The sequence below is a fragment of the Nonomuraea sp. ZG12 genome (assembly GCF_052068115.1).
Taxonomy (GTDB): Bacteria; Actinomycetota; Actinomycetes; order Streptosporangiales; family Streptosporangiaceae; genus Nonomuraea.
Genome location: NZ_JBQHCW010000046.1, coordinates 17,078 through 38,626, shown reverse-complemented (window position 1 = coordinate 38,626; position 21,549 = coordinate 17,078). Strand labels below are relative to the sequence as shown.

Annotated in this window: 22 protein-coding genes and 2 pseudogenes; 17 read left to right on the top strand and 7 right to left on the bottom strand. The window is 67.0% G+C overall.

Annotation, left to right across the window (positions count from 1 at the left end; all coding sequences use genetic code 11):
• On the top strand, nucleotides 1-369 hold a 369-nt coding region (locus ACTMTF_RS47865), incomplete at its 5' end, for a hypothetical protein (RefSeq protein WP_441116751.1).
• Between the two features lie 290 nt (nucleotides 370-659).
• Here the strand turns inward: ACTMTF_RS47865 and ACTMTF_RS47860 are convergent.
• Nucleotides 660-1,571: a LysR substrate-binding domain-containing protein gene (locus ACTMTF_RS47860; RefSeq protein WP_441116750.1), complete on the bottom strand. Its 912-nt coding sequence runs from the start codon at nucleotides 1,569-1,571 to the stop codon at nucleotides 660-662.
• A gap of 168 nt (nucleotides 1,572-1,739) precedes the next feature.
• Here ACTMTF_RS47860 and ACTMTF_RS47855 point away from each other — a divergent pair, with 168 nt between their 5' ends.
• The 5 genes from ACTMTF_RS47855 (at nucleotide 1,740) to ACTMTF_RS47835 (ending at nucleotide 5,372) form a co-directional block, all read left to right on the top strand.
• Entirely contained in the window at nucleotides 1,740-2,069 is a 330-nt protein-coding gene (locus ACTMTF_RS47855) for an SDR family oxidoreductase (protein ID WP_441116749.1), read from the top strand.
• Between the two features lie 84 nt (nucleotides 2,070-2,153).
• The gene (locus ACTMTF_RS47850; protein WP_441116748.1) at nucleotides 2,154-2,777 is read left to right on the top strand and encodes an NADPH-dependent F420 reductase; all 624 of its coding nucleotides are present in this window, start codon (nucleotides 2,154-2,156) and stop codon (nucleotides 2,775-2,777) included.
• A gap of 107 nt (nucleotides 2,778-2,884) precedes the next feature.
• Entirely contained in the window at nucleotides 2,885-3,787 is a 903-nt protein-coding gene (locus ACTMTF_RS47845) for a TIGR03619 family F420-dependent LLM class oxidoreductase (protein ID WP_441116747.1), read from the top strand.
• 69 nt (nucleotides 3,788-3,856) lie between these two features.
• Entirely contained in the window at nucleotides 3,857-4,480 is a 624-nt protein-coding gene (locus ACTMTF_RS47840) for an NADPH-dependent F420 reductase (RefSeq protein ID WP_441116746.1), read from the top strand.
• A 58-nt stretch (nucleotides 4,481-4,538) separates the two neighbouring features.
• The gene (locus tag ACTMTF_RS47835; RefSeq protein ID WP_441116745.1) at nucleotides 4,539-5,372 is read left to right on the top strand and encodes a lysostaphin resistance A-like protein; all 834 of its coding nucleotides are present in this window, start codon (nucleotides 4,539-4,541) and stop codon (nucleotides 5,370-5,372) included.
• On the opposite strand, the gene ACTMTF_RS47830 is transcribed toward ACTMTF_RS47835, so the two are convergent.
• Nucleotides 5,362-5,517 carry a hypothetical protein gene (locus ACTMTF_RS47830; RefSeq protein WP_441116744.1) on the bottom strand — a complete coding sequence of 52 codons (156 nt, stop codon included), beginning with the start codon at nucleotides 5,515-5,517 and terminating at the stop codon, nucleotides 5,362-5,364. The genes ACTMTF_RS47835 and ACTMTF_RS47830 overlap by 11 nt on opposite strands.
• A 13-nt stretch (nucleotides 5,518-5,530) precedes the next feature.
• On the opposite strand from ACTMTF_RS47830, the gene ACTMTF_RS47825 reads away from it, so the two are divergent.
• The 4 genes and pseudogenes from ACTMTF_RS47825 (at nucleotide 5,531) to ACTMTF_RS47810 (ending at nucleotide 7,795) form a co-directional block, all read left to right on the top strand.
• Complete coding sequence (locus tag ACTMTF_RS47825; RefSeq protein WP_441116743.1) at nucleotides 5,531-6,493, top strand: SDR family oxidoreductase; 963 nt, start codon at nucleotides 5,531-5,533, stop codon at nucleotides 6,491-6,493.
• Between the two features lie 85 nt (nucleotides 6,494-6,578).
• Nucleotides 6,579-7,247: an NADPH-dependent F420 reductase gene (locus tag ACTMTF_RS47820; protein WP_441116742.1), complete on the top strand. Its 669-nt coding sequence runs from the start codon at nucleotides 6,579-6,581 to the stop codon at nucleotides 7,245-7,247.
• 172 nt (nucleotides 7,248-7,419) lie between these two features.
• Nucleotides 7,420-7,551, top strand: a pseudogene (locus tag ACTMTF_RS47815) (hypothetical protein); the annotation flags it as partial.
• A 22-nt stretch (nucleotides 7,552-7,573) separates the two neighbouring features.
• Nucleotides 7,574-7,795, top strand: a complete 222-nt coding sequence (locus ACTMTF_RS47810) for an epoxide hydrolase N-terminal domain-containing protein (RefSeq protein ID WP_441116741.1) — start codon at nucleotides 7,574-7,576, stop codon at nucleotides 7,793-7,795.
• Between the two features lie 24 nt (nucleotides 7,796-7,819).
• Here the strand turns inward: ACTMTF_RS47810 and ACTMTF_RS47805 are convergent, their stop codons facing one another.
• Nucleotides 7,820-8,116: a hypothetical protein gene (locus ACTMTF_RS47805; RefSeq protein WP_441116740.1), complete on the bottom strand. Its 297-nt coding sequence runs from the start codon at nucleotides 8,114-8,116 to the stop codon at nucleotides 7,820-7,822.
• 405 nt (nucleotides 8,117-8,521) lie between these two features.
• Between ACTMTF_RS47805 and ACTMTF_RS47800 the strand changes: the two genes are divergently transcribed.
• The gene (locus ACTMTF_RS47800) at nucleotides 8,522-9,085 is read left to right on the top strand and encodes an integrase core domain-containing protein (RefSeq protein ID WP_441116753.1); all 564 of its coding nucleotides are present in this window, start codon (nucleotides 8,522-8,524) and stop codon (nucleotides 9,083-9,085) included.
• Between the two features lie 807 nt (nucleotides 9,086-9,892).
• Here ACTMTF_RS47800 and ACTMTF_RS47795 read toward each other — a convergent pair.
• Both ACTMTF_RS47795 and ACTMTF_RS47790 read right to left on the bottom strand, forming a co-directional pair.
• Nucleotides 9,893-10,294, bottom strand: a pseudogene (locus ACTMTF_RS47795) (LamG domain-containing protein); the annotation flags it as partial.
• A gap of 134 nt (nucleotides 10,295-10,428) precedes the next feature.
• On the bottom strand, nucleotides 10,429-10,866 hold the full coding sequence (locus tag ACTMTF_RS47790; protein WP_441116739.1) for a hypothetical protein: 438 nt from the start codon (nucleotides 10,864-10,866) through the stop codon (nucleotides 10,429-10,431).
• A gap of 137 nt (nucleotides 10,867-11,003) precedes the next feature.
• Here ACTMTF_RS47790 and ACTMTF_RS47785 point away from each other — a divergent pair, with 137 nt between their 5' ends.
• Nucleotides 11,004-11,297 carry a hypothetical protein gene (locus ACTMTF_RS47785; RefSeq protein WP_441116738.1) on the top strand — a complete coding sequence of 98 codons (294 nt, stop codon included), beginning with the start codon at nucleotides 11,004-11,006 and terminating at the stop codon, nucleotides 11,295-11,297.
• Nucleotides 11,298-11,460: 163 nt separating this feature from the next.
• On the opposite strand, the gene ACTMTF_RS47780 is transcribed toward ACTMTF_RS47785, so the two are convergent.
• The gene (locus ACTMTF_RS47780; RefSeq protein WP_441116737.1) at nucleotides 11,461-11,817 is read right to left on the bottom strand and encodes a hypothetical protein; all 357 of its coding nucleotides are present in this window, start codon (nucleotides 11,815-11,817) and stop codon (nucleotides 11,461-11,463) included.
• Between the two features lie 1,579 nt (nucleotides 11,818-13,396).
• Here ACTMTF_RS47780 and ACTMTF_RS47775 point away from each other — a divergent pair.
• Together ACTMTF_RS47775 and ACTMTF_RS47770 are read left to right on the top strand one after the other, a co-directional pair.
• Nucleotides 13,397-13,924: a pyridoxamine 5'-phosphate oxidase family protein gene (locus tag ACTMTF_RS47775; RefSeq protein ID WP_441116736.1), complete on the top strand. Its 528-nt coding sequence runs from the start codon at nucleotides 13,397-13,399 to the stop codon at nucleotides 13,922-13,924.
• A 255-nt stretch (nucleotides 13,925-14,179) separates the two neighbouring features.
• Nucleotides 14,180-16,615 (top strand): excinuclease ABC subunit UvrA, encoded by a 2,436-nt coding sequence (locus ACTMTF_RS47770; protein WP_441116752.1) that lies wholly within the window; start codon nucleotides 14,180-14,182, stop codon nucleotides 16,613-16,615.
• 148 nt (nucleotides 16,616-16,763) lie between these two features.
• On the opposite strand, the gene ACTMTF_RS47765 is transcribed toward ACTMTF_RS47770, so the two are convergent.
• Nucleotides 16,764-18,104 carry an OmpA family protein gene (locus ACTMTF_RS47765; protein ID WP_441116735.1) on the bottom strand — a complete coding sequence of 447 codons (1,341 nt, stop codon included), beginning with the start codon at nucleotides 18,102-18,104 and terminating at the stop codon, nucleotides 16,764-16,766.
• A gap of 739 nt (nucleotides 18,105-18,843) precedes the next feature.
• On the opposite strand from ACTMTF_RS47765, the gene ACTMTF_RS47760 reads away from it, so the two are divergent.
• The 3 genes from ACTMTF_RS47760 to ACTMTF_RS47750 all read left to right on the top strand — a co-directional run bounded on the left by ACTMTF_RS47760 (nucleotide 18,844) and on the right by ACTMTF_RS47750 (nucleotide 20,981).
• Nucleotides 18,844-19,203 (top strand): DoxX family protein, encoded by a 360-nt coding sequence (locus tag ACTMTF_RS47760; protein WP_441116734.1) that lies wholly within the window; start codon nucleotides 18,844-18,846, stop codon nucleotides 19,201-19,203.
• A 58-nt stretch (nucleotides 19,204-19,261) separates the two neighbouring features.
• Complete coding sequence (locus ACTMTF_RS47755) at nucleotides 19,262-19,855, top strand: TetR/AcrR family transcriptional regulator (RefSeq protein ID WP_441116733.1); 594 nt, start codon at nucleotides 19,262-19,264, stop codon at nucleotides 19,853-19,855.
• 208 nt (nucleotides 19,856-20,063) lie between these two features.
• Complete coding sequence (locus tag ACTMTF_RS47750; RefSeq protein WP_441116732.1) at nucleotides 20,064-20,981, top strand: hypothetical protein; 918 nt, start codon at nucleotides 20,064-20,066, stop codon at nucleotides 20,979-20,981.
• The last annotated feature ends 568 nt before the right edge of the window (nucleotides 20,982-21,549 follow it).

The following is a 21,549-nucleotide window of genomic DNA, read 5'->3' as shown; positions in this document are numbered from 1 at the left end:
ACGGCGCAGCAGGCCCGCAACCTGGTCATGGACCTGGGGGAGCGCATCGCCGGGCTGCGGTTCGTGATCCACGATCGAGACCCGCTCTTCACCCCCGCCTTTCGTGAGGTCTTCACAGCTGAGGGGTTACGGGACATCACCACGCTGCCGCGGGCGCCGAGGATGAACGCCATCTGCGAGCGGGTCATCGGCACCCTGCGCCCTGAACTCCTGTACAACGGGCACCGGCCGCACCAGTCCCGGTGTCAACGGCCTCCGGACATCGCAACGCAGCCCTCCCGCGACGTGACCGAACTCGACGACCTGCGATCCATCCGCCGAAAACCCGTAGTTGCAGGCCTGATCAACGAATACCACCACGCCGCTTAACCGCAGCTCAGGTCACGTAACTCAATATTCGAGCGGTACAGGTCGCGATCAACTCGTGCCCGCACCACGCCTGCACCGTTCCGGGGTCCACACCGCGAGCCAGCCAGAGACACGCGGCGGTGTGCCGCAGGTCGTGCAAGCGTCGGTCCGCACTCGGAGCGACGAGACCGGGCGCATCACGTCGTCGATCAGCGCGCCGTGGCTGACAAGCCACAATGTTGCATCAGGTCAGGATCGAACAGGGCATGCGGGCACTGGAGGTCGGGTCCGGCTGTTGTCAGTCGAACTACTCAACCGCGCTTTGAAACGGTGTCGTTGACAATCTGCCACATCTCATAGTTCCCGCATTCCGCCGTGATCTCAGCCGTCGCCTGAGCTGCGGCGAAGAAGTCGTCGGCCAGCGGCGAGGTGCGTGACGCAGCCATCGCGACGAATACCTGGTCGGGCGCCAGATCCGGGACGGGCACGTAGCTGATGTCCGGTCGTGAGTAGAACACGGTCTCCGAACGCCCCACGAACGAGATGCCACGGCCGGCCGCGACGTGCTCGAGCTTTTCCTCCACCCCGCGCACCCGGAGTCCGGAGTCGGGGTGTGGGCGTCTGGTGGGCTGCGTGCTCGCGTCGGCGTGCCAGATCAGCGGCTCGCCGGCCAGGTCGGCCTCGGTGACCTCCGCCTTGCCGGCCAGCCGGTGGCCCATGGGCAGCGCCACCATGAGGGGCTCGGTGTAGAGCGGAGTCAGGCGCAGGCCGGTCTCGTCGATGGGCAGCCGCACATAGGCGACGTCGACGCGGCCGTCGAGCAACATCGGGGCCTGGTCGTCCCATTCCATTCGTTGCACGTCCACGACTGCGTCTGGATGCTGGGCCTCGAACACCCGCGTCGCCGGGATGACCGGGATGCCGGCCCGAAAACCGACCACCAGCCGCTGGCCGCCGCGTTCTGCCACGGACACTCGGCGCCGGACCGCGTGCGCGGAGGCGAGTAGCGGGCCTGCGTCGTCCAGCAGCTGTCGGCCCGCGTCGGTCAGCGTGACGCCGTGGCTGTCGCGGGTGAAGAGCGAGGCGCCGAGGTCCTGTTCCAGCGCGCGGATCTGCCGGCTGAGCGCCGGCTGCGCGATGTGCAGCTCTTCGGCGGCGCGGCCGAAGTGCAACCGGTCGGCGACGGCGACGAAGTAGCGCAGCTTGCGCAGGTCCAGATCCATGGGGCCTCCCGGTCCGGCAATGCCTTGAGGGTATCACCACGGCTGAAACAGGTCTTGGACACCCGATCAGGGCGGTGGCATTGTTCATGAGGCCGGGAGAATTCGGCACAAGAATTCGGGATCGGCATTTGACGGCAGTGCCCAAAACAAGGATGAGCACATCAAGATTTGGGCCTCTTCTCCTTTCTCGGAAATCCATCAATTCAAAGGAGTGACCGTGGGAAAGCGGTCCAGCAGGCCTGGGCCCGTGTCTGGCTCAACGAGCTGCGCGACCGCAAGATCCGGGTGAACGTCCTGACGCCCGGCCAGGTCGGCACCGCCAAGCAGGAGGAGCTGTTCGACGAGGCGACGAGGGCCGCGTTCGAGTCCCTCATTCTCCGCGGATCGATGGGCCGTCCCGAAGAGATAGCCAGCATCGCCCTGTTCCTCGCCTCTGACGACTCCAGCTACGTCAACGGCCTGGAGTTGGTCGCCGACGGCGGCACGACCGCCATCTGAACCACGCCATCTGATCCACATACGAACGAGTCAGAGCGGCGCCTGGAGAACAGGCGCCTCGAGAACAGGAAGAGAGCACAGCTCATGAGCAGCATCACCTTCATCGGCGCGGGGAACATGGCCCGCACGATCGGCACGCGCGCGGTGGCGGGCGGCAACACCGTCGAGATCATGGCGCGCGATCAGTCCAAGGCCGATGACCTGGCCAAGGTTCTGGGCGGCGGCACAACGGCAGGTAAGTGGGGCGCCGTCCCGGCCGGGGACATCGTCATAACGGCCGTGTTGTACGCCGGTGTCGTTTCGACCGTCGCCGAGTACGGAGACGCCCTCGCGGGCAAGATCATCATCGACATCAGCAACCCGTTCAACGCCACGTTCGACGGCCTGGCTCACAGTGAGCCGACGTCAATCGCGCAGGAGGTCGCCAAGGTCGCTCCGGCCAGCGCGAGTGTGTTCAAGGCCTTCAACACCATCTTCCGTGGCGTCCTGGAGAACGGCCGGCCCGACGTCTTCTTCGCCGGCGACGACCCGCAGGTCAAGGCGGACGTGGCGGCCTTCATCGAGAGCCTCGGACTGCGCCCGCTGGACGTCGGCGGCCTGAAAATGGCGCACTGGCTGGAAGGAGCGGGAGTGCTCACGGTAGGCCTCGCGGGCAACGGGATCGGCCACGGGAACTTCGCCCTGGGCGTCAACGAGTTCACGGGCTGATCTCCTGGGATTGACCAAACAGCCGGCAAACAGGTTGACGGACCACGGGCTCGTCGACGTCAGACATTAATAGTGGCGAAGGAATTCGCCCGAGGAGGCTCATCGCAATGCAGCTCGGTTTTGTGATTCCTGTTGTCGGGCCCTCCGTCAGCGACGCCCCTGCCCTGAGCGCTTTCGTCCGCGGGCTCGAGGACCTTGGCTACGACACCCTGTGGATCGGTGATCGCCTGGTCACGCCGGTTGATGTGGGCAGCGGCTATCTGGCCCGAGGGCCGCAGATGGCCCGCTCCTTCGATCCGGTGCTGCTGTTGACCGTCGCTGCGGCGGCGACCAGCCGGGTGCGCCTGAACACCAGCACGCTCAGCACGTTCTACTACGAGCCGCCGCACCTGGCCCGGCAGCTGACCACGCTCGACGTGCTCAGCGGCGGACGCCTTGGCGTCGGAGTCGGGGTGGGGTGGATGAAGCAAGAGTACGACGCGGCTCGCAACGCGGACTGGCAGCGGCGCGGCAAGATGCTTGACGACACGCTGGCGTTCCTGCAGGCGTGGTGGACGACCAGTCCCGTGTCCTGGGACAGCGAGTTCTTCACCATGCCACCGGTCCACGCCGGCCTCCGGCCGGTCCAGGCGGGCGGGCCGCCCATCTGGATCGGCGGTGCCAGCGAGGCCGCGATGCGCCGAGTCGGCCGCAGCGGGGTCGGCTGGCTCGGGGTCGAGGGGCCGGCGCCCGCCGCGTCGATCAGCAGCCAGGACGAGGGCGCCGACCGCCTGTGGTCGATCGCGCGTCGAGCGGCGGAAGACGCCGGCCGCGATCCCGACGCACTGAAGAAGGCCATGCGGATCAATCTCGAGCCGGGCACGTCCGTCGACTCGGTCGCGGACCAGCTGAAGCGGTACGCCGACTCCGGTGTTGACGAGGCGTACTTCGATGCCTTCGCGATGTTCACCAGCCTTGACCAGCTGCTCGACTTCGCCGGCCAGGTGATCGAGCGTACCGGCCGGTTGTGACCACCTAAGAAACGACCACCCAAGAAACAACCACCCAGAAACGATCACCCAAGAAAGAGAGCACTCACCATGAGCAGCATCAGTTTCATCGGCCTCGGGGGCATGGCCCACGCCATCGCCTCCCGCGCGGTCACAGGCGGGCACTCCGTCGAGCTCATCGGCCGCGACCCGGCCAAGGCCAAGGGCCTGGCCGCCGAACTCGGCGCCGGGGCCACGGCGGGGACCTTCGGCACCGTCCCTGTGGGCGACATCGTCGTCCTCGCCGTGCCGTACACCAGCGCCGTGCCGGTCGTCGCCCAGTACGGGGAGGCACTGGCTGGCAAGGTCATCATCGACATCTCCAACACCTTCAACGCCGACGCCACCGGGCTGCTCACTCCTGAGGGCACGTCCGGTGCACAGGAGATCGCCAAGGCGGCCCCGGCGAGCGCGCACGTCGTGAAGGCGTTCAACACCGTCTTCGGCCACGTCTTGATCCAGGAGCGTCCGTTGGACGTGTTCTTCGCCGGAGACGACGCGGACGCCAACGCGAACGTGTCGGCGTTCATTGAGAGCCTCGGACTGCGTCCGCTCGATGTCGGCGGCCTGGAGATGGCTCGCTGGCTGGAAGGGGTCGGACCGCTGCTGATGGGCCTGGCCCGCAACGGCGCGGGGACCTTCGACATCGCCCTCGGCGTCAACCTCCCCGGCTGAGCGCACCCCTGCAAGTAGCCCGCGGCGCTCCCGCCGCGGTTCTCACGAAGGAGTCATCGTGCGTCTGATATGGCAGCTCTTGGCGGTTGTGGCGGTCTGGATCCTCGGCAATCTCGGCACGGCTGCAGTGAAGGACAACCCCTGGCTGGCGCTCGTCGCCGGCCTGCTGACGGCTGTCGTCGCGGTCCTGGTCTACGGCTGGGTGGTGCGGCGCACCGAGCACCGGGCCCCCGTCGAGGTGTCGCTGAAGGGAGCAGGTGCCGGGATCAGCTGGGGCACGCTGCTCGGCATCGCGCTGTTCGGGGCAGTCATCGCGAACATCGCCTTCTTCGGCGACTACACGATCAACGGCCTGGGCACGCCGGCGAGCGCCGTCGCCCTGCTCGGCATCATGGCGGGTGCCGCCGTGACCGAGGAGCTGGTCTTCCGCGGTGTCCTGTTCCGCAACGTCGAGCACTGGACCGGAACCTGGATCGCGCTCGTGCTGACCGGCTCGCTGTTCGGCCTGATCCACCTGCTCAACGCGAACGCCACCCTGTGGGGCGCCATCGCCATCGCCATCGAGGCAGGCGGGATGCTGACCGCCGCGTACATCGCCACCCGCAAGCTGTGGGTGCCGATCGGTCTGCACTTCGGCTGGAACATTGCCGCGAGCGCCATCTTCAGCACCAAGGTGTCCGGCAGCAACACCCCGCAGGGCCTGCTGGACGCGACGATGTCGGGTCCCACGCTGGTCACGGGCGGCGACTTCGGGCCGGAGGGCAGTGTGTACGCCGTGGTGTTCGGCGTGGTGGCCACCGTCGTGTTCATGTGGCTGGCACACCGGCGTGGTCACGTGGTCCCCGTCCGTCGCTCGGCCCGGGCGGACATGGCCGCCAGGCTCACCAGTTGATCGAACCCCCGCCGTCGCGCACGTCGTGAAGGCGTTCAACACCGTCTTCGGCCGCCATGGCGCGGGGAGCTTCAACTTCACCCTCGGCGTCAACACTTCTGCCTGAGCGCGCCCGCACCATCACTTCTCGCGCCACATCAATCATAAGGACCAGTAGCATGCGCGTTTTCGTCACTGGCGGGACCGGCCATACCGGTTCGTACATCGTCCCCGAGCTCATCGCCGGCGGGCACGAGGTCACCGGCCTGGCCCGATCGGACGCGGCCGCGGCGGCATTGTCCGCGCTCGGCGCGAAGGTGCGCCGCGGCGACCTCCAGGATCTCGACGGGCTCAAGGAGGCGGCCGCGGATTCCGACGGCGTCATCCACGTCGCACACAGGCAAGACCTGCTTCCGTCCGGCGGGATCGACGCCGTGGCCGCCGCAGAGCTCCCGATCATGCTCGCGTACGGCGAGGCACTCGCGGGAACCGGAAAGCCGCTGGTCGCGGCGGGGAGCATCGGCTCGCCCGGGAACGGGGGAGAGAACCTTGGCCGCCCGGCCACCGAGGAGGACCCGGCCCTTCCCGTCGGCGATGAGCACAAGGGCACCCTTCGGGCCCGTAACGTCGTGGAGACCGCGGTCATCGGCCTCGCCGAGCGGGGGGTGCGGTCTTCGGTGGTGCGGATCGCCAACATCGCGCACAGCACGACCGACCGGGCCGGCTTCCTCCCCACGCTGATCGCCCTGGCGAAAGAGAAGGGCTTCGCCGGCTACCCCGGAGACGGCGCGAACCTGTGGAACGCCGTGCACGCCCGCGACGCCGCCTCCTTGTTCCGCCTCGCGTTGGAGAAGGGTGACGCTGGCAAGTACTGGCACGCAGTGGGGGACGGCGGCATCCCGTTCCGCGAGATCGCCGAGGCCATTGGCAGCCGCCTGGGCCTGCCCGCTGTGAGCGTGCCCTTGGACGAACTGATGCTGCCGGGATACTTCGGGTTCCTCGCGAACGTGGTCACGCAGAGCTACCCGGCGTCCAACCTCATCACCCGGCGGACCCTCGGGTGGGAACCCGCTCAGCCCGGCCTGCTCGCCGATTTGGACAACGGCCATTACTTCCCGTCAACTGACGGCCCCGCGATCTGAGGGCACACCGAAGGGCAGGGTCCTCATTGCAACGAGTCCCGCTCATCGGCGAGGACAAGGCTCTTATGGAGGGACGTTCGAGAACATGACAACTGTGGGATTCATCGGAAGCGGGTCCATCGGCAGTACCATCGCGCGGCTCGCCATCGCGGCCGGACACCAGGTCGTGCTCAGCAACTCGCGCGGTCCCGAGTCGCTCGCGGGCACGGTCGCGGAACTGGGGCCCCGGGCCTCGGCGGCGACGAGCGAGGAGGCCGCGGCGGCCGGTGACATCGTCGTGGTCACGGTGCCGGTCACAGCCTTCCCCAACCTGCCCGCCGCGCCGCTGGCCGGGAAGACGGTCATCGACACGTGCAACTACGGCCCCGAGCGTGACGGGCGCATCCCCGAGCTCGACGGCACGTCGCTCACCTCGAGCGAGCTGTTGCTGCGGTACATCCCGGACGCCGGGCTTGTGAAGGCGTTCAACAACATCTACTTCAAGCACCTGCTCTCACTCGCCCGCCCGACAGGGGCGGCCGACCGCTCTTACCTGCCGATCGCCGGAGACTCCGCGCCGGCGAAGGGCGCGGTGACCGAGTTCATCGATTCCATCGGGTACAGCGTGGTGGACGCGGGACCGCTGGCCGGCAGCTGGCGGCAGGCGACGGGCACCCCGGTGTGGGGGACCCCGTACGGGCCGCCCTCGAACGAGAAGGGCCGTCCGGCCGGCGCGAACGCCATCCGCGCGGCACTGGCCACCGCAACGCGGTGACCGCAAGTTGGCACGGGCCGCGGTATGACCTTGGCCGTGTTGTGGCCCCGTCCGAACGGCATCGGGCGCGGCCACAAGCGGGTTTGGTCGCGGTCATGCTGCGCCGACTACCAACGACGCGAAGACTGAGACTGCATCACGACCAGCACGTGAGCACGACCAGGAAAGGCACATGACCGACCAACCGCCGCTGATCGCGGTGACCGACGCAGAACTCGAAGACCTGCGCGTGCGGCTACACGCCACCCGGTGGCCCGTCGATGGCTGTGAAGCGGGCGCCGACACCACTGAGGTGCGCCGCCTGGCGGAGTACTGGGCCACAGGCTATGACTGGCGCACCCACGAAGTGCGGATCAACGCCCGCCATCGGCGGCACGCCCGTCCACTACCTGCGGTTCGACGGCGAGCAGCCCGGCGCCCTGCCGATCGTCCTGACCCACGGCTGGCCCAGCACCTTCCTGGAGCTCTGCGCCTGCCGAAAATATCATCCGTGCTGGTCATCCGGCTTGTCCGGGCTCCTCCTGCATGCGCCTGGTTTCGGCTCCTGAAAGGAGCTGATCGCGGCAGAATGATCACTTGTGCTCCTGCGCCTGGCCTATCTGACCGTCACGAACGTCTTTGCCGCGCTGCGGCTGATGCCGATGAGTGATCGGGACAAGGAGGTCGAGATACTTGCCCTCCGCCACCAGATCACCGTTCTTGAACGGCAGCTCGGCGCTGACACCAGGGTGACTTTCGCCCTCGAGGACCGGGCCTTCCTCGCCGCGCTCCTGACATCGCTGCCTCGTGAGGTCCTGCGTCGGCTGCGGCTTGTTGTTCGTCCGGACACGATCCTGCGCTGGCACCGCGATCTGGTGAAGCAGCGACACGCTCGCACCTGCCGACCCAAGCGGCCTGGGCGTCCGCTCACTGTCCGCTCTATTCGCGCGCTGGTCCTGCGGCTGGTCCGGGAGAACCCGTCCTGGGGATACAGGCGGGTGCACGGAGAACTCACCACCCTGGGAATCAAGGTCGCTGCCTCGACCGTGTGGGAGATCCTCAAACGGGGAGGCATCGACCCCGCGCCCGAGCGGGCGTCAACCACCTGGGCCGACTTCCTGCGCTCCCAGGCGGACGCGCTCCTGGGCTGCGACTTCATCGAGACCGTCACCCTCGATGGGCAGCGCCAGTACATCCTGGCCGTCATCGAGCACGCCACCAGGCGCGTCCGCGTCCTCGGCGTCACCGCTCATCCGACCGCAGCCTGGGTCATCCAGGCGGTCAAGAATCTCGTGATGGACCTGGAGGACGCCGGCTGCCGGGCACGTTATCTGGTCCGGGATCGGGATGGGAAGTTCCCCGCGTTCATCGATGAGATCCTCGCTGAGGCCGGTATCGGCACGGTGCTCACCGGCGTTCGCATTCCTCGTATGAACTCGATCATGGAGCGATGGGTGCAGTCCTGCCGCCACGAACTCCTGGACCGCTGCCTGCTCTGGAACGAACGCCACCTCAGGCATGCCCTGCGCGAGTACGAACGGTTCTACAACGAGCACCGAGCCCACCAAGCCCTGGCCCAGGCAGCCCCACTGCGCACAGTCCCGGATCCGATCACCGATGCAGGGCGAATCGCCCGCCTGAACGTACGCCGAAAAGACCGAATACTCACATGCCGCTTGAGCTGCATGGATGAGGTTTTCGGCAGGCGCAGTGTTGAAAGCGGCCCAGATGTGCGCTGCCACCGGCCCTCGCTTGGCGTGGTTCACATCCGTTTGGTAAACGCGGCTCACGTCAGGGAAGATGCAGGCACCCGTGTAGCGGACCCGCTTTTCCTCCGGCCAGTTGCCTGGGGAGCCTGAGCCCAGTGTCTCGTCGTCACAGCGAACGGTGGCCGGAGTCCAGATTCCGTTCTCTGAATCTTGGTCGATCTTGCCCCAGAGCGGCGAGTTGTCCCGCTCGGCGTCAGGGGAGAGACCGTCGAACGTCACCCAGGGGAAGAAGCTGCACCTGCGTATCGCTCCTGAGGAACTCTCGGACTTGAAGCGGTAGTACCGAATCGTCGACGGGTTCCAGTCCTTGACTAGGGTTTGCCGGGCGCCGTTGACCGTCTTGGTGCAGTTCGATGCCTCGCCATCGGATTTCACTGTCGTGGTCAGTTTTATGGTCGCGTTTCCCCAGGCAGCCCAGTCGTAATCGATGGTGTCGAACTGGATCCACATGGAGATTTCCTTGGGCGTCAAAGGCCCCGTGACGCCGTCACTGCCCGCATTCCGGATGCTGGTGCCATCTCTCGTACCGAGATAGGTGTTGGCCACGACCGTCGATCGGATCACCAGATCCTCCAGGTCCGCCCCATCGCCCATCTTCGCTCGTTTTTTGTGGGGGAGAGGGTTACCACTGCCGTCGAAATCGGGAACCCACATGCTGACGCCGAACCATCTGACCGCGCAGCCGCTGAAGACGGTCGCATCGGTCCAGATGCCATGTTTGTGCCACGGCACCTGTGCGGGGGCCTCCGTTCTGCAGGAGTTGAGAGTGAAGTGTCGATAATTGACCTCGTACGGATCAGGCTCGTCCAGAACGGCAGGCACGCTTGCCGTCGCCGTGGTCGCTGGGGTGGCTGCCAGCGTGGCCGGATCCGCAGAGAGGGAGCCGACCTCGTCCGCGCTGAGTGCCCGCTCGTAGGTGCGTGCCTCATCCAGGTTGCCCAGCATGCTGGTCCCCAAGGTCAGGTCCTGCTCGGCATGCCATCCGGCGAAGCTCAACGGCTGGGTCCCGATTAGCTGCCCATCGAGGTACAGCGAGGCCGTATTGGCGGTGGCGTCATAGACCCCCGTCAGATGGAACCAGGTATCCACGGGCGGTTCGACGTCGGACCGCACTCCCTCGGTGGTGGCAGTCGTGCTGTCGGCGCTGGTAAGCGTGAACTCCAACCCATGCTCGGCGGTGTTTCCCAGACGGAAGGGGGCCTGGTGAGTGCCTCGCTGCTCGGCGACGCGGTAGTCGCCGTCCTTGTCAGCCCAGCGGAGCCAGGCGGCGGCGGTGAAGCTCTCGTCCGTGCGGATCACCGGCCCGGCCGTCTGCGCCAAGGGCTCCTCTCCTGGCTGGGTGACGTCGACGGTGACCCGCTGCCAGTCCGACCAGGCTGAGGCCGCCTGCCCGGTGACCGCGCGCACGCGCCAGCGCAGTTTCCACCCATCGGTCAATTCTCCCGCGTTCTCGTGGACCTGCAGCTCGATGGCGTTCTCAGGGTGTAGCTGGTGGTGGGGGTGAAGCCGCTGCGGTTGGCGAGGTTGGAGGTCGCGCGCGCGATCCCGCGAGACCGGCGGTAGCTGCTGCCGATCTCGTTGAGACTGGGCGAGACGTCGGGGCCGTTGACGGCGGCCTGGATGTCGGGGGTGTAGGCCTTCTGGATGAACTCGTGCAGGCCGATGTTCCAGTTGGATGCGCCGGTAAGGTCCAGGAGCATGTCTGGTCGCCCAGCCAGCGGCTGGGCGACGAGGAAGAGGTGGGCCTGCTCACGGATCTCGTCGGGGATAGGGTCGTCGCCGATCTCCTCCTGCAGCAGCGCCAGGGCGTCGTGGTCGGCGCTGCGTCGCTGTTCGTGCAGGCGAACGACTTCGGGGGTGTCAGCCCACATAAGCCCAAAACCCACATTGAGTGGATCTTGAGGGCTCCCCACTGCGCTTGACTGGGGGAATTTCCAACGGATTGGCCCTGACCTGTGGCGATGTAAAGGGCCTGGACGGCAGTCGCGAGACGTCTGCGGTGGGGATCATGGGTGATGACGAGCCGAGGTTCGGCTACGGGCAAGGACGGCGGCCGCTGTGGAGCGAGCGTGATCGCGATGCCGAGCGAGTCCGGGACGCACTGCGTGCTGCCGGGCTGATGGAGTTCAGTGACAGCCGGGCCGGGTTCGTGGTGGAGGGCGGGGGCGCAGGCCGGCCCTTCCTGGTTGCTTTCGCCGGGTCTGCGAGCGGTGCCGGGGAGCAGGTTGCCGCGTATGCGGCGGCGCTGAGGGCGGTCGGGATGCGGGTCGAGCCCGACTCCGACGACGAGCAGACACTGTAAGGGACTCCTGCTCGAAGGCTCAGCCGTCCCGCAAACCGTTTCCGGGACGCCCTTTCCTGGGCGGGCACCGCGTCGGTGGACCAGGGTGCGGTTGCGGCGGCCGTCTTCCTGGCCTTCCTCTTGGTCGGTCTTAACGGGCCATGCCCCTAACGTGGCCCGGGACTTACCCGCGTGGTGGGCGGAAGCGGTCGAGCGCGTCGGCGTGGCCCAGCATTCTGGAACTCGCTTTGTCCAGGGCGTCTGCGTGCTCGTCCAATGCCGTTGAGTGGTCGGCCAGCGCCTCCGCCTGCGCGGCCGCCTGGTCGTGGCCGTGGCGCAGCTCGTGGTAGATCGCCTGGAGCATCAGCAGTTGCGCATCGGCCAGCCTCTCGCCGCGAGTCCGATCGGCCATCTCAGCCGCAGTCATGTCGTTGTAGCCGATTTCGCCGATGGCTTGCTCGGCGAACAGGTTGAGCATTTCGGCACTGGCTCGGGCGCTTTGGGGTTCGCCATCAGGGGCGGGGGTCTGGGAGGTGTCCACGAAGACGACGGTAACCCGGCTGCCGGTGCCTAGCCCTGTGAGCTCGGGGTCTGAGGGACATCAGCTCCTGGCAACACGGGGCGTTGGGGCCATCCGGCCGGAGTTGAACGCCAGGACGCTCTACGGCAGTAAACGCGTAGACCTGATCTTGCCTGTGGCACGCATTCCCGCAGGTGGGCATGTCTTCCACCGCAGTAAATCCGGGGGTTACTGCGCTGGAAGACCCAACAGCACTAAAGGCTCTGAACTGGGAAGACTCTTGCTAGCGTTCAATTTCGACCGGATGGTCCCAAGGCCCTGGTTAAAAGGCGTACAGCCTGATTTTTGCTACTTGCGGGTAACTTAAGTTGGTTCCGGCTGGCTATCTTGAAGATCAAGCGCCGTACAGGTGCCTACCAGAAGGGGCGGACGCGACTCTCTGACAGCCCTGGACACCCGGGGAATTGGCCTCCGACAAGGGAGTGATCTCCCATGCTCAGACAGGTTCTAGCCGTCGGCGCGATGGCGGCGACCACACTGGCAAACCCCCACGCGATATCGCAACCCGCCGGAAGCGCCGTCACACGTACCGCGGCCTCGGAACCCGCAATCTCCTCGATCGGCCCCTGCGTCACGAGAGCCGTGGAGTGCGAGTGGCGTTTCGTAGGCCTCTTCCGGGTCTGTCGATACTGCAAGGTCCCGGCAACTGGACAGTGGCGCCGACGCGACTGCGTTTCTCGGCGGCCAGCAGAACCGAGCGATCTGCGCCGCCCGCGGCCGCCGCTGCCGCTGCCGATACCGCCGCCGATACCGCCGCCGCAGCCACCGCCGCTGCCTACGACGACGACGCCACCGCCGTAGGCGACGGGATAGATGGGCGTCTTCGGGTCCAGCCGATATCGGGAAAACCGGCCATGAGTCGATCTTGACGTCAGTTTCCACCCACGAGGCAGAGGCCCTCTGCTTGGAAAGCACACTGCGCCTCTGCGGCGGGAAGACACGTCGCACAGGACTGCTCTAAAGATTGTGGCCGGTGGGTCGCATGAGATGGCCGTCCGCACGAAGGTGACGCTGGACGGCCTGATCCCACGCGTCGGGGACTGGCTGGGCTATCGCTACGACTTCGGCGGCATGTTGGATAACGACCTGGTGGTGGAGAAGGCCCACCGGCCGGCGGCGAAGGCCGTCTACCCGGCCCTCCGCTCGGGTCGGTGTCACCAGACGCAAAGTAGAGCGTCCGCGCTGGTCAGAGGCCCGGACGGCGGGTGGCCGCCGGAACGGTTATGGCTGTGGACAACCGGGGCGGGGTGGTGGCCGAATCATGGCGTTCGGAGGCCCTAGGGCGCTGACCTGGGCGGATGCGATTCGGGAGACTCGACAGAGCTCACGTTCTGTCCGGTCAGACCTCACGCTGAGCTACTTTGCGTCTGGTGACACCGACCCGAGCGCCTGGCCAAGGACGCTGGCCAGACGACCCGACGGCGTCCGCAAATGGATGAAAAACATGACACAAGGCGTCGGGTTTTAGAGCAATCATGAACTCACCGGTTGGCGCCCGTGTGGGTGTGGACCGGGGCCTCACGGATAGACAAGGACCTCAATGCGCGAAACGCCCGAGGAGCTCAAGGAGCTTCAGGCTCTCCTCGAAGCCTCCCTTTCCCGCTCCACCTCGCACCTCCGCTCGATCGTCACTGCGAACACCCTGACCGCCGAGCAGGTCACCCGAATTCTGACCGGCATGTGCACCCTCGCCCTGTCCACCGTGACGGCGAAGGGCGAGCCGCGGATCAGCGGGGTGGACGGGCACTTCCTGCACGGAAAGTGGCACTTCGGCACGGCACGCAGCGCCGCCAAGGCCCGCCATCTCGCTGCCCGCCCCGCCGTCAGCGTCGCGCACATGCGCGGTGAGGACCTAGGCGTGTTCACGCACGGCACGGTTGAAATTCTCAACCCTGACAACGGCGAGCTGGCCGCTGACTGGCCGGACCTGCTCGCCTACTTCAAGGACTTCTACGGCGACGACTACTTCGACTGGGACAACGATGTGGTCTACTACCGGCTGCATCCGCACTGGATGACCGCCTACGCCCCCGGCATCGACAAGCTCACCGGGGTGTCCCGGTCTTGATCTGCGGCACGGGCCGCGTCGAGACCGGCCACGTGCTGAGGGATCTGATCAAGCGGCCACTCGGCGCCATGGCGCCGAGTGGCCGCCGTGTAGTGGCGTAATTGTTTCATTCGACATGGGTGGGGCTCCGTCCGCCTGTGTTCTGCTGTGTTGCGAGAGGGTGGATCAAGGTTGACCGCGTTCGTACGGGACGTTGCGAGTATGGGGTGCGAGGCCATCGAGGTGGTGGGGGCTCGTACCAACAATTTGCGGGACGTGTCGGTGAGCATTCCCAAGGGGCGGCTCGTCGCCTTCACGGGGGTGAGTGGCAGTGGCAAGACCTCGCTGGCGATCGACACGCTGCACAACGAGGCCCAGCTGCGGTATCTGGAAGGGCTTTCGCCGTTCGTGCGGCAGTACATCACCCAGCGCAATCGGCCGAAGGTCGACCGCATCCTGGGACTCGGCGCGACGCTCGCGGTCGATCAGCGCCGTCTGAACCGCAACCCGCGCTCCACGGTCGCGACGATCACCGGCATCGACGGGCATCTGGGGCTGCTGTACTCGCGCCTTCCCGGGATCGGCGCGGATCTGGCGGCGGAAAGCGGGGACGGGCATCTGACGACCGCTCATTTCGACCGCAATACGCCGGAAGGGAGTTGTGCGGACTGCCACGGGGTGGGCGGGCGCTGGCAGGCGCAGGCGGACCTGGTCATCACTCATCCGGACCTTCCGCTCTTCGAGGGGGCTTCGCCCTGGTATGCGAAGTGGCGGTCGGGGGAGCACGCGTTCGTACCGGCGCTTGCCGAGAAGCGGGGTGTGGACCTCGGTCGGCCGTGGCAGTCGCTGCCGGAGGAGTTCCGCCACTGCGTGCTGTACGGCACGGGTGAGGAGAAGGTTGAGGCGACCGTCGACATGTCCAGCAAAAAGGAGACGGTCTCGGTGACCTACACCTCGAGCCAGCCGCTGCGAGGGGCGCTGGCCGAGGTGGAGCGGGTGTTCGTGAACGCCCAGACCTCCAGCGCCAAGCAGCGCTACCTGCCGTACATGCGCAAGCAGCCGTGCGGCACCTGCGGCGGCAGCGGGTACGACCAGGTGGCCCGGTCCGTGCGGCTCGGCGGGCTGACCTATCCCGACCTGATCGAGGTGGACGTACGGGAGGTGCGCAGCTGGGCGAAACGGGTGGCCGGCGACCTGGGATCCCGGCAGCGCGAGGTGGGCGAGCCGCTGCTGCAGGACCTGGGCCGCAGGCTCGGAATCCTGGACCGGCTCGGCCTGGCCCATCTCCAGCTGTCCCGGAGCGCGGCGACGCTGTCCGGGGGTGAGTTGCAGCGAACCCGGCTCGCCGCTCAGCTCAGCACCGAGCTGAGCGGCATCATCTTCGTCCTGGACGAGCCCGGGACCGGGCTGCATCCTGCGGACAAGGCGCACCTGCTCGACATCGCCCTGGAGTTGCGCGCGGCCGGTAACACGGTGCTCCTCGTCGAGCACGATCCCGAGCTGATCGCGCGGGCCGACTGGGTGATCGATATGGGGCCCGGCGCCGGCCGCCTCGGTGGTGAGGTCCTGGTGTCGGGGCCTCCCGCCGATGCGGCCGCCCACCCGACGTCACTGACCGGGCGCTACCTGGCCGGTGAGGGGCCGCGGCTACGCCGGGCCCGCCGCCCGGCCGGGGATGACACCGGGTGGGTGGAGTTGCACGGCCTGCGTGCGCGCAACGTGACCGCAGACCTGGTGCGTTTCCCTGTCGGTCGGCTCACCTGCCTGACCGGGGTGAGCGGCAGCGGCAAGAGCAGCCTGCTCGACGCGCTCGCGGCGAGCGTGGAGGCCGCCCTGAACGGGACGACGACCGACACGGTGCGACAGGTGACCGGCCTGGAGGGGTTCGACTGGCTCGCCGTCGTCGATCAGGAACCGCTCGGGCGGACGCCGCGGTCCAACCCGGCCACCTACAGCAAGGCGTTCGACATTGTCCGCAAGCTGTTCGCCGAAACCGACGTGGCACGCGGACGCGGGGTCAATGCCTCCTGGTTCAGCTTCAACACCGCGGGCGGTGGCCGCTGCGAAACCTGCACCGGTTATGGCCGCAAGCTGGTCGACATGCACTTCCTGCCGGATGTGTGGGTGGTCTGCGACGCGTGCGAGGGGCGGCGCTACCAGCCGGAGGCCTTGGAGATCAGGTACCAGGGATTGGCCATCGACCAGGTGCTGGAGCTGACCATCGCCGAGGCGGTGGAACAGTTCTCGGAACCCCGGCAACTCGCGGAAACCCTGGGAGCCTTGGACCAGGTCGGGCTTGGCTATCTCCAGCTCGGCCAGAGCGCCACGGAGTTGTCCGGCGGCGAGGCGCAGCGGCTGAAGCTGGCGTCCGCGATCCAGCGCGGTGCCACGGGCCGCAAGGCCGGTCTTGTCGTTCTCGACGAACCCGTCTCGGGCCTGCACCCGTCTGACATCCAGCGTGTGGTGGATGCGCTCGATGTGTTGCTCGACTCGGGCAACTCCGTCGTCGTGGCCGAACATGACATCCCCGTCGCCGCGTCCGCGGACTGGGTGATCGACCTGGGGCCCGGTGCCGGCCCGGACGGGGGTGCGGTGGTCGCGGAGGGCACTCCGGACACCGTCGCGACTGCGGACACCCCGACCGCGGTTTTCCTTCGGCGGTACGTGGCGGGCCTGCCGCTCCTGGGAACGCGGGAAGGCGCGCGCCGATAGGGGGCCGGGAGCGGGTCTGGCGTGTGTCCGCCGGCTACCTCAGATCTCTGAGGCCTAGGCAAGCGCTCCCATCGTGGGGCGGTCCCTTGGGATCGGCTGCCGGACCTCCATGAGCGAGGGATGGCCGGACTGTAACCCCCAGATGCCATTACTGGATGGGGACCTGGAGGTCGCGGAACGGGCCGATCTGGACCTTGAGAGTGTCGGCGGTGTCGGACAGGGCGAAGAGATTCCAGAACTCGCGGGTCTGGCCGGGTGCGAACTTCTCGGTGCTGATGCGGACGCCGGAGACGTCGGTGCATGCGCAGTAGAAGTCCACGCCGTCGTCGGTGGGGACTTCTAGGCGGCCGGGCAGGTACTGGCGGCGGGCGGCGACGTCGGTCACGCGGACGTTGGTTGCGGCCTGGTATTTGTACGCCTCCCAGTCCTGGGCGTGGTGAAGGTCGTTGAACCAGGTCTCGGCTGATCCCTCATTAGTGATCTTGTAGGTGAGCAGGCCGAGGCCGCCGGGCAGTCGGCGCAGGCCCGCGACCTCCATGGCGATGGGCCGGCCGTCCGCCTTGGTGGTGCCGGTCAGGCCGGTCGCGCCGGGAGAGGTCGTGGCCACCGGTTCCGGGGCGGCCGGCTGAGGTTTGGGGAAGGTCACGGTGACGCGGCGGTTGCGGCGCTTGCCCTCATCGCTGTCGTTGCTGTACAGCGGGCGGCGCGAGCCGTACCCCTCGGTCTTGAAGCGGACCCCGTCCCGGGACAGCAGCTCCGACAGGGCGCGCTGCACCGCCTGGGCGCGGCGCAGCGACAGTGGATCGTTGATGGCGTCGTTGCCGGAGGAGTCGGCGTGGCCCGCCACCGTCACCGCTGTGGCGGGGGAGGCGTCGATGAGCTTGGCCGTGCGGGCCATGATCGACTTGGCTTTGGGGGTGAGGGTGGCCTTGTCCACCGCGAACAGCACGTCGGAGGAGAGGTTGACCTGCAGGTCCTTGCCGTCGTCGGCGGTCTCCTCCGATTTGTCCAGGGACTCGGAGGGGAGGATGAGGCGGCGGGTGATCGGGGTGACGGGCTCGGCATCGGGGTTGGGAAAGTCGCCGGGCGGGGCTTCGTCGCTGATGGGCACGTTGAGCATCGGCGGGCCCACGGGGGTGACGACGGTGGTCGTCGCGGGGTTGCCCGACGGTGCGGGCAGCACCGCGTAGACGGTGATCGACCGGCCAGGGTCGATGAAGCGGCCGAGGCCGTCGCGGTCCAGGTCGCTGCACAGGCACGGGGAACCGGCGGGTTTGTACGGCAGGATCCAGGTGCGGGCTTGCGCGTCGAGGACGCCGATGCCGGAGGCCCACTTGATCGCGCCGAGGGGGCGGGTGCGGTCACCCATCTCGCCGGGCCAGGACAGGTGCTTGTCGGTGCCGGTGTTGGACAGCCGGATCTGGGCGATGAGGTGCTTGCCCTTGACGCGGTTGAGGCCGACGACCTCGACCTTGAGGTTCTCGGTCATGGTGCTGCGGGTTTCGGCCAGGGCCGGTCGGGTGTCTTGATCCGATGTTGTGGCGGTGGCGGGTGGTGCGCTGGTGGCCGGGGCACTCGACGCTGGCGCGGTGGTGGCGGGCGGGGGCGCGGCTTCCTGCGTCGGCAGCACCCTGCACCCGGCCGTGGCCAGCGTGAGTACGGCGGTCAGGGCCAGGATCCGATGAGGAATGGGGGAGAATACAGCCCGTCCGAAGTGTTGGCGCTCAGGCCGCGTGAGAGCGATGCGCACACCCCGGCCTGAGGTGTGCCGCCTGTCAGCCGCGCGCATGCGACACCACCAGGAACGAGCCCGGAGCTACCACGTTCATCACCGACTTGACGATCGCGTGCGGGTCATACTCCTGCGCGCTGGAGCCGGTAGGGATTGCACCAGCGAGGCCTACGGCAATTCCTGCAGCCCGTAGTTTTCTTTGCATTAGTGACCCCTTTTCGGATGGCTTGGGGGATACGTGCAGTGTGGCCGCCGGCGAGCTGCGGTCGTTCGATCGCGGTCCTTGCTTACTCAATGCGAACCCGTGGCAACCATGCGGGGCTGTCCCGGTCGCACGTGTAGTCGATGACGATTCCAGCACCCGTCATGTCGCGCCCGCGCTGCCCACACGCTGAGGACAAGATCGCCCACACCGGCTCTGGCAAGGCTAGGACCATACTATACGGTATAGTACGGAACTGGTTCATCGTGATCAATCCACTGCCTGAGGAGAGACGTGTCAGCATTGCCCGATCCGGTTTGGCCGGTTGTCGTCCTAGCGATCATCCAGGCCGGTGACGCCGTCATGTGCATCAAGCCCGTTCCGTTCATCGCCCAGTGCTTCGAAGACGTGAACTGGCCGCGACGTTACTGGTGGATCATGCCACCGCTGAAGTTCGCCGCCGCGGCCGGTCTGATCCTGGGCATCTGGCTGCCGTATCTCGGTGCCGTGACCTGTGCTGCACTCGTCCTCTACTTCATGGTCGCCATCGCGATGCACATCGCGGCTCGAGACTTCGGCCGCAACCTCTTCCTCAACGCCACCGCCATGCTGCTGATCTGCATCGCAGTCGGCGTCTACAGCTTCATGGCATGAAGCTCGCATGTGCCTCGACGAGCGCGGACCCCTCCATACCCAGTGGTACGTTTGCCGGATGAGCACGGCACGAGACCGGTGGCTGAACGAAGGCTTGAAGGTACTCGCAGAAGAAGGCGCAGCAGGGATTCGAATCGACCGGATCGCCGCTCGACTCAACCTGTCGAAAGGGTCGTTCCACCATCACTTCGATGGCGCCGAGGGATACAAGAAAGCGCTTCTCGCCCATTTCGAGCGCCTATCGATCGAAACGCTCGAAAATGCAATTGCCGACGTCGGCGAATCGGCTGGTGCCCGGGTAATCCTCGCACGGCTGACGAAACTCGTCCGCCCTGGCGGCACAGGACTCTATCGTCCAGAACTCGATATCGCAGTGCGGGCGTGGGCGACATGGGATGCGGATGTGCGTGCCGTGCAGACCCGCCTTGACGAGGCCAGACTGTCCGCACTCCAGCGGGTGTGGCGATCAGCCGTCGCCACCGATGAGGAGGCTCGGACGGCGGCCCTGTTGCCCTACCTGCTCGCGGTTGGAGCAACTGTCGTCTTTCCCCCCGTCGACGCTGACCAGCTTCGCGACCTTTACGAATTCCTCCTACCACTCGTACCGGATAGCGCCGGCCAGACATGGGATGACACGACGTCACCACCGTGACCTGGCCATGAAGGAGTATGGGCGCTGGTCAGGTCGAAGCGTTCTCAGCTGGTGGGAGGCGCCACGGGCTTGACGATGTTCCGCCCTGATCCCGCCGGAGCCTGCGGGTGCCGAATATTCATCCGTGCAGGTCAAAGACATAGTGGACGGGCTCGGTTTCTGGTGGGTATCGCGAGCGCTGCGCATGATGGCGGCATGATGGTCGGTCGTGTTGCTGCGCTTGGCCTACATCACGGTGACGACCACCTTCTCGTTCCTACGGCTCCTGCCGAGAAGCGATCATGACAAAGACATCGAGATATTGGTGCTGCGGCATCAGCTGGGGGTGTTGCAGCGGCAGTTGGCCAAGCCCGCGTTCACGCCGGATGACCGGTTCCTTCTCGCTGGGCTGCTTCACCGTCTGCCGGTCGCCAGGCTGCGCCACTTGACGTTGCTGGTTCGGCCGGACACTATCCTGCGCTGGCACCGCGATCTGCTGCGGCGCCGTGACGCGGCGGCCTGCGTACCCCGGCGGCGCGGACGCCCACGCACCGTCCGGTCCATCCGCATCCTGGTGCTGCGACTGGCACGAGAGAACTCCACCTGGGGCTACCGGCGCATCCACGGCGAACTGGCCGCGCTCGACATCAAGGTCGCCGCCTCCACGGTCTGGGAGATCCTCAAAGACCACGGCCTCGACCCCTCTCCCCAACGGGAGCACACCACCTGGTCCGACTTTCTACGCAGCCAGGCAGTCGCCCTGCTGGCCTGTGACTTTTTCGAGGTTCGCACCTTGACTGGAGCGCGCCTCTACGTGCTGGCAGTCATCGAGCACGCCACCCGCCGCGTACGGATTCTCGGCGTCACCGCGCATCCCACCGGACAATGGGTGGCCCAAGCCGGTCGCAACCTCGTCATGGACCTACAGGACGCCGGCAGCACCGCCAGGTTCCTGATACGAGACCGGGACGCCAAGTTCACCGCAGCCTTCTACAACGAACACCGGCCGCATCGGGCTCTCCACCAGGCAGCTCCACTCCCACCGCTTCCCAATCCCAACGCTGACCCAGCCCCGATCACAGCGCTCGACATCCATCGACATGATCGGCTTGGAGGCATCCTGAGGGAGTACCGGCATGCGGCTTGACCTGGCCGGATGATTAATCGGCACCCGCAGAGCTGGGACCTGCTGGAGCTTTCGGAGTTCTCCAAACGTGAGCAGGAGGTCCGCGATTATCTGGCCGCCCGGGTGTGGTCGACGATCGAGGGGCCGCGGGTGTTGTTCGACCGCGCCGTGGTGCACATGCTGCGCGAGGGCATTCTGCTGCCGGCGGGGATCACGACGCTGACCCGGTTGATCAGCGAGGTGCGCCGGGCTGAGCACGCGCGGTTGTATCGCACGCTGGCCGAGCGCGCGGGCCCGGTACTGCGGGCCAGGTTGACGGAGCTGCTGCGGGTGCCTGCTGATCGGCGGGTGTCGGAGTTGGAGCGGTTGCGTACCGCGCCGACGCGGGCCTCAGGCCGGGTGATGGTGGCGGAGTTGCGTCGGGTGGCCGAGATCGGCGGGTTGGGCGCTGGGGCGGTGCGGGTGGAGCCGGTGCCGGTGGCGACCGAGGATCGGCTGGTGTCGCTGGTGGAGGTGTGGAAGGCGATCGAGGAGGTGGTGCCGCGGGAGAAGCTGGCCTCGGCGGTGGAGACGGTTGCGGCCTTCGTGC

Bases quoted from the DNA above. Each gene is read 5' to 3' on its own strand.
- ACTMTF_RS47820 (WP_441116742.1), top strand. From the start codon at position 6,579: ATGACAACTGTGGGATTCATCGGAAGCGGGTCCATCGGCAGTACCATC.
- ACTMTF_RS47765 (WP_441116735.1), bottom strand. From the start codon at position 18,104: ATGACCGAGAACCTCAAGGTCGAGGTCGTCGGCCTCAACCGCGTCAAG.
- ACTMTF_RS47840 (WP_441116746.1), top strand. From the start codon at position 3,857: ATGAGCAGCATCAGTTTCATCGGCCTCGGGGGCATGGCCCACGCCATC.
- ACTMTF_RS47790 (WP_441116739.1), bottom strand. From the start codon at position 10,866: ATGTGGGCTGACACCCCCGAAGTCGTTCGCCTGCACGAACAGCGACGC.
- ACTMTF_RS47860 (WP_441116750.1), bottom strand. From the start codon at position 1,571: ATGGATCTGGACCTGCGCAAGCTGCGCTACTTCGTCGCCGTCGCCGAC.
- ACTMTF_RS47800 (WP_441116753.1), top strand. From the start codon at position 8,522: ATGGACCTGGAGGACGCCGGCTGCCGGGCACGTTATCTGGTCCGGGAT.
- ACTMTF_RS47830 (WP_441116744.1), bottom strand. From the start codon at position 5,517: ATGATTGATGTGGCGCGAGAAGTGATGGTGCGGGCGCGCTCAGGCAGA.
- ACTMTF_RS47775 (WP_441116736.1), top strand. From the start codon at position 13,397: ATGCGCGAAACGCCCGAGGAGCTCAAGGAGCTTCAGGCTCTCCTCGAA.
- ACTMTF_RS47785 (WP_441116738.1), top strand. From the start codon at position 11,004: ATGGGTGATGACGAGCCGAGGTTCGGCTACGGGCAAGGACGGCGGCCG.
- ACTMTF_RS47825 (WP_441116743.1), top strand. From the start codon at position 5,531: ATGCGCGTTTTCGTCACTGGCGGGACCGGCCATACCGGTTCGTACATC.
- ACTMTF_RS47845 (WP_441116747.1), top strand. From the start codon at position 2,885: ATGCAGCTCGGTTTTGTGATTCCTGTTGTCGGGCCCTCCGTCAGCGAC.
- ACTMTF_RS47810 (WP_441116741.1), top strand. From the start codon at position 7,574: ATGACTGGCGCACCCACGAAGTGCGGATCAACGCCCGCCATCGGCGGC.
- ACTMTF_RS47755 (WP_441116733.1), top strand. From the start codon at position 19,262: ATGAGCACGGCACGAGACCGGTGGCTGAACGAAGGCTTGAAGGTACTC.
- ACTMTF_RS47850 (WP_441116748.1), top strand. From the start codon at position 2,154: ATGAGCAGCATCACCTTCATCGGCGCGGGGAACATGGCCCGCACGATC.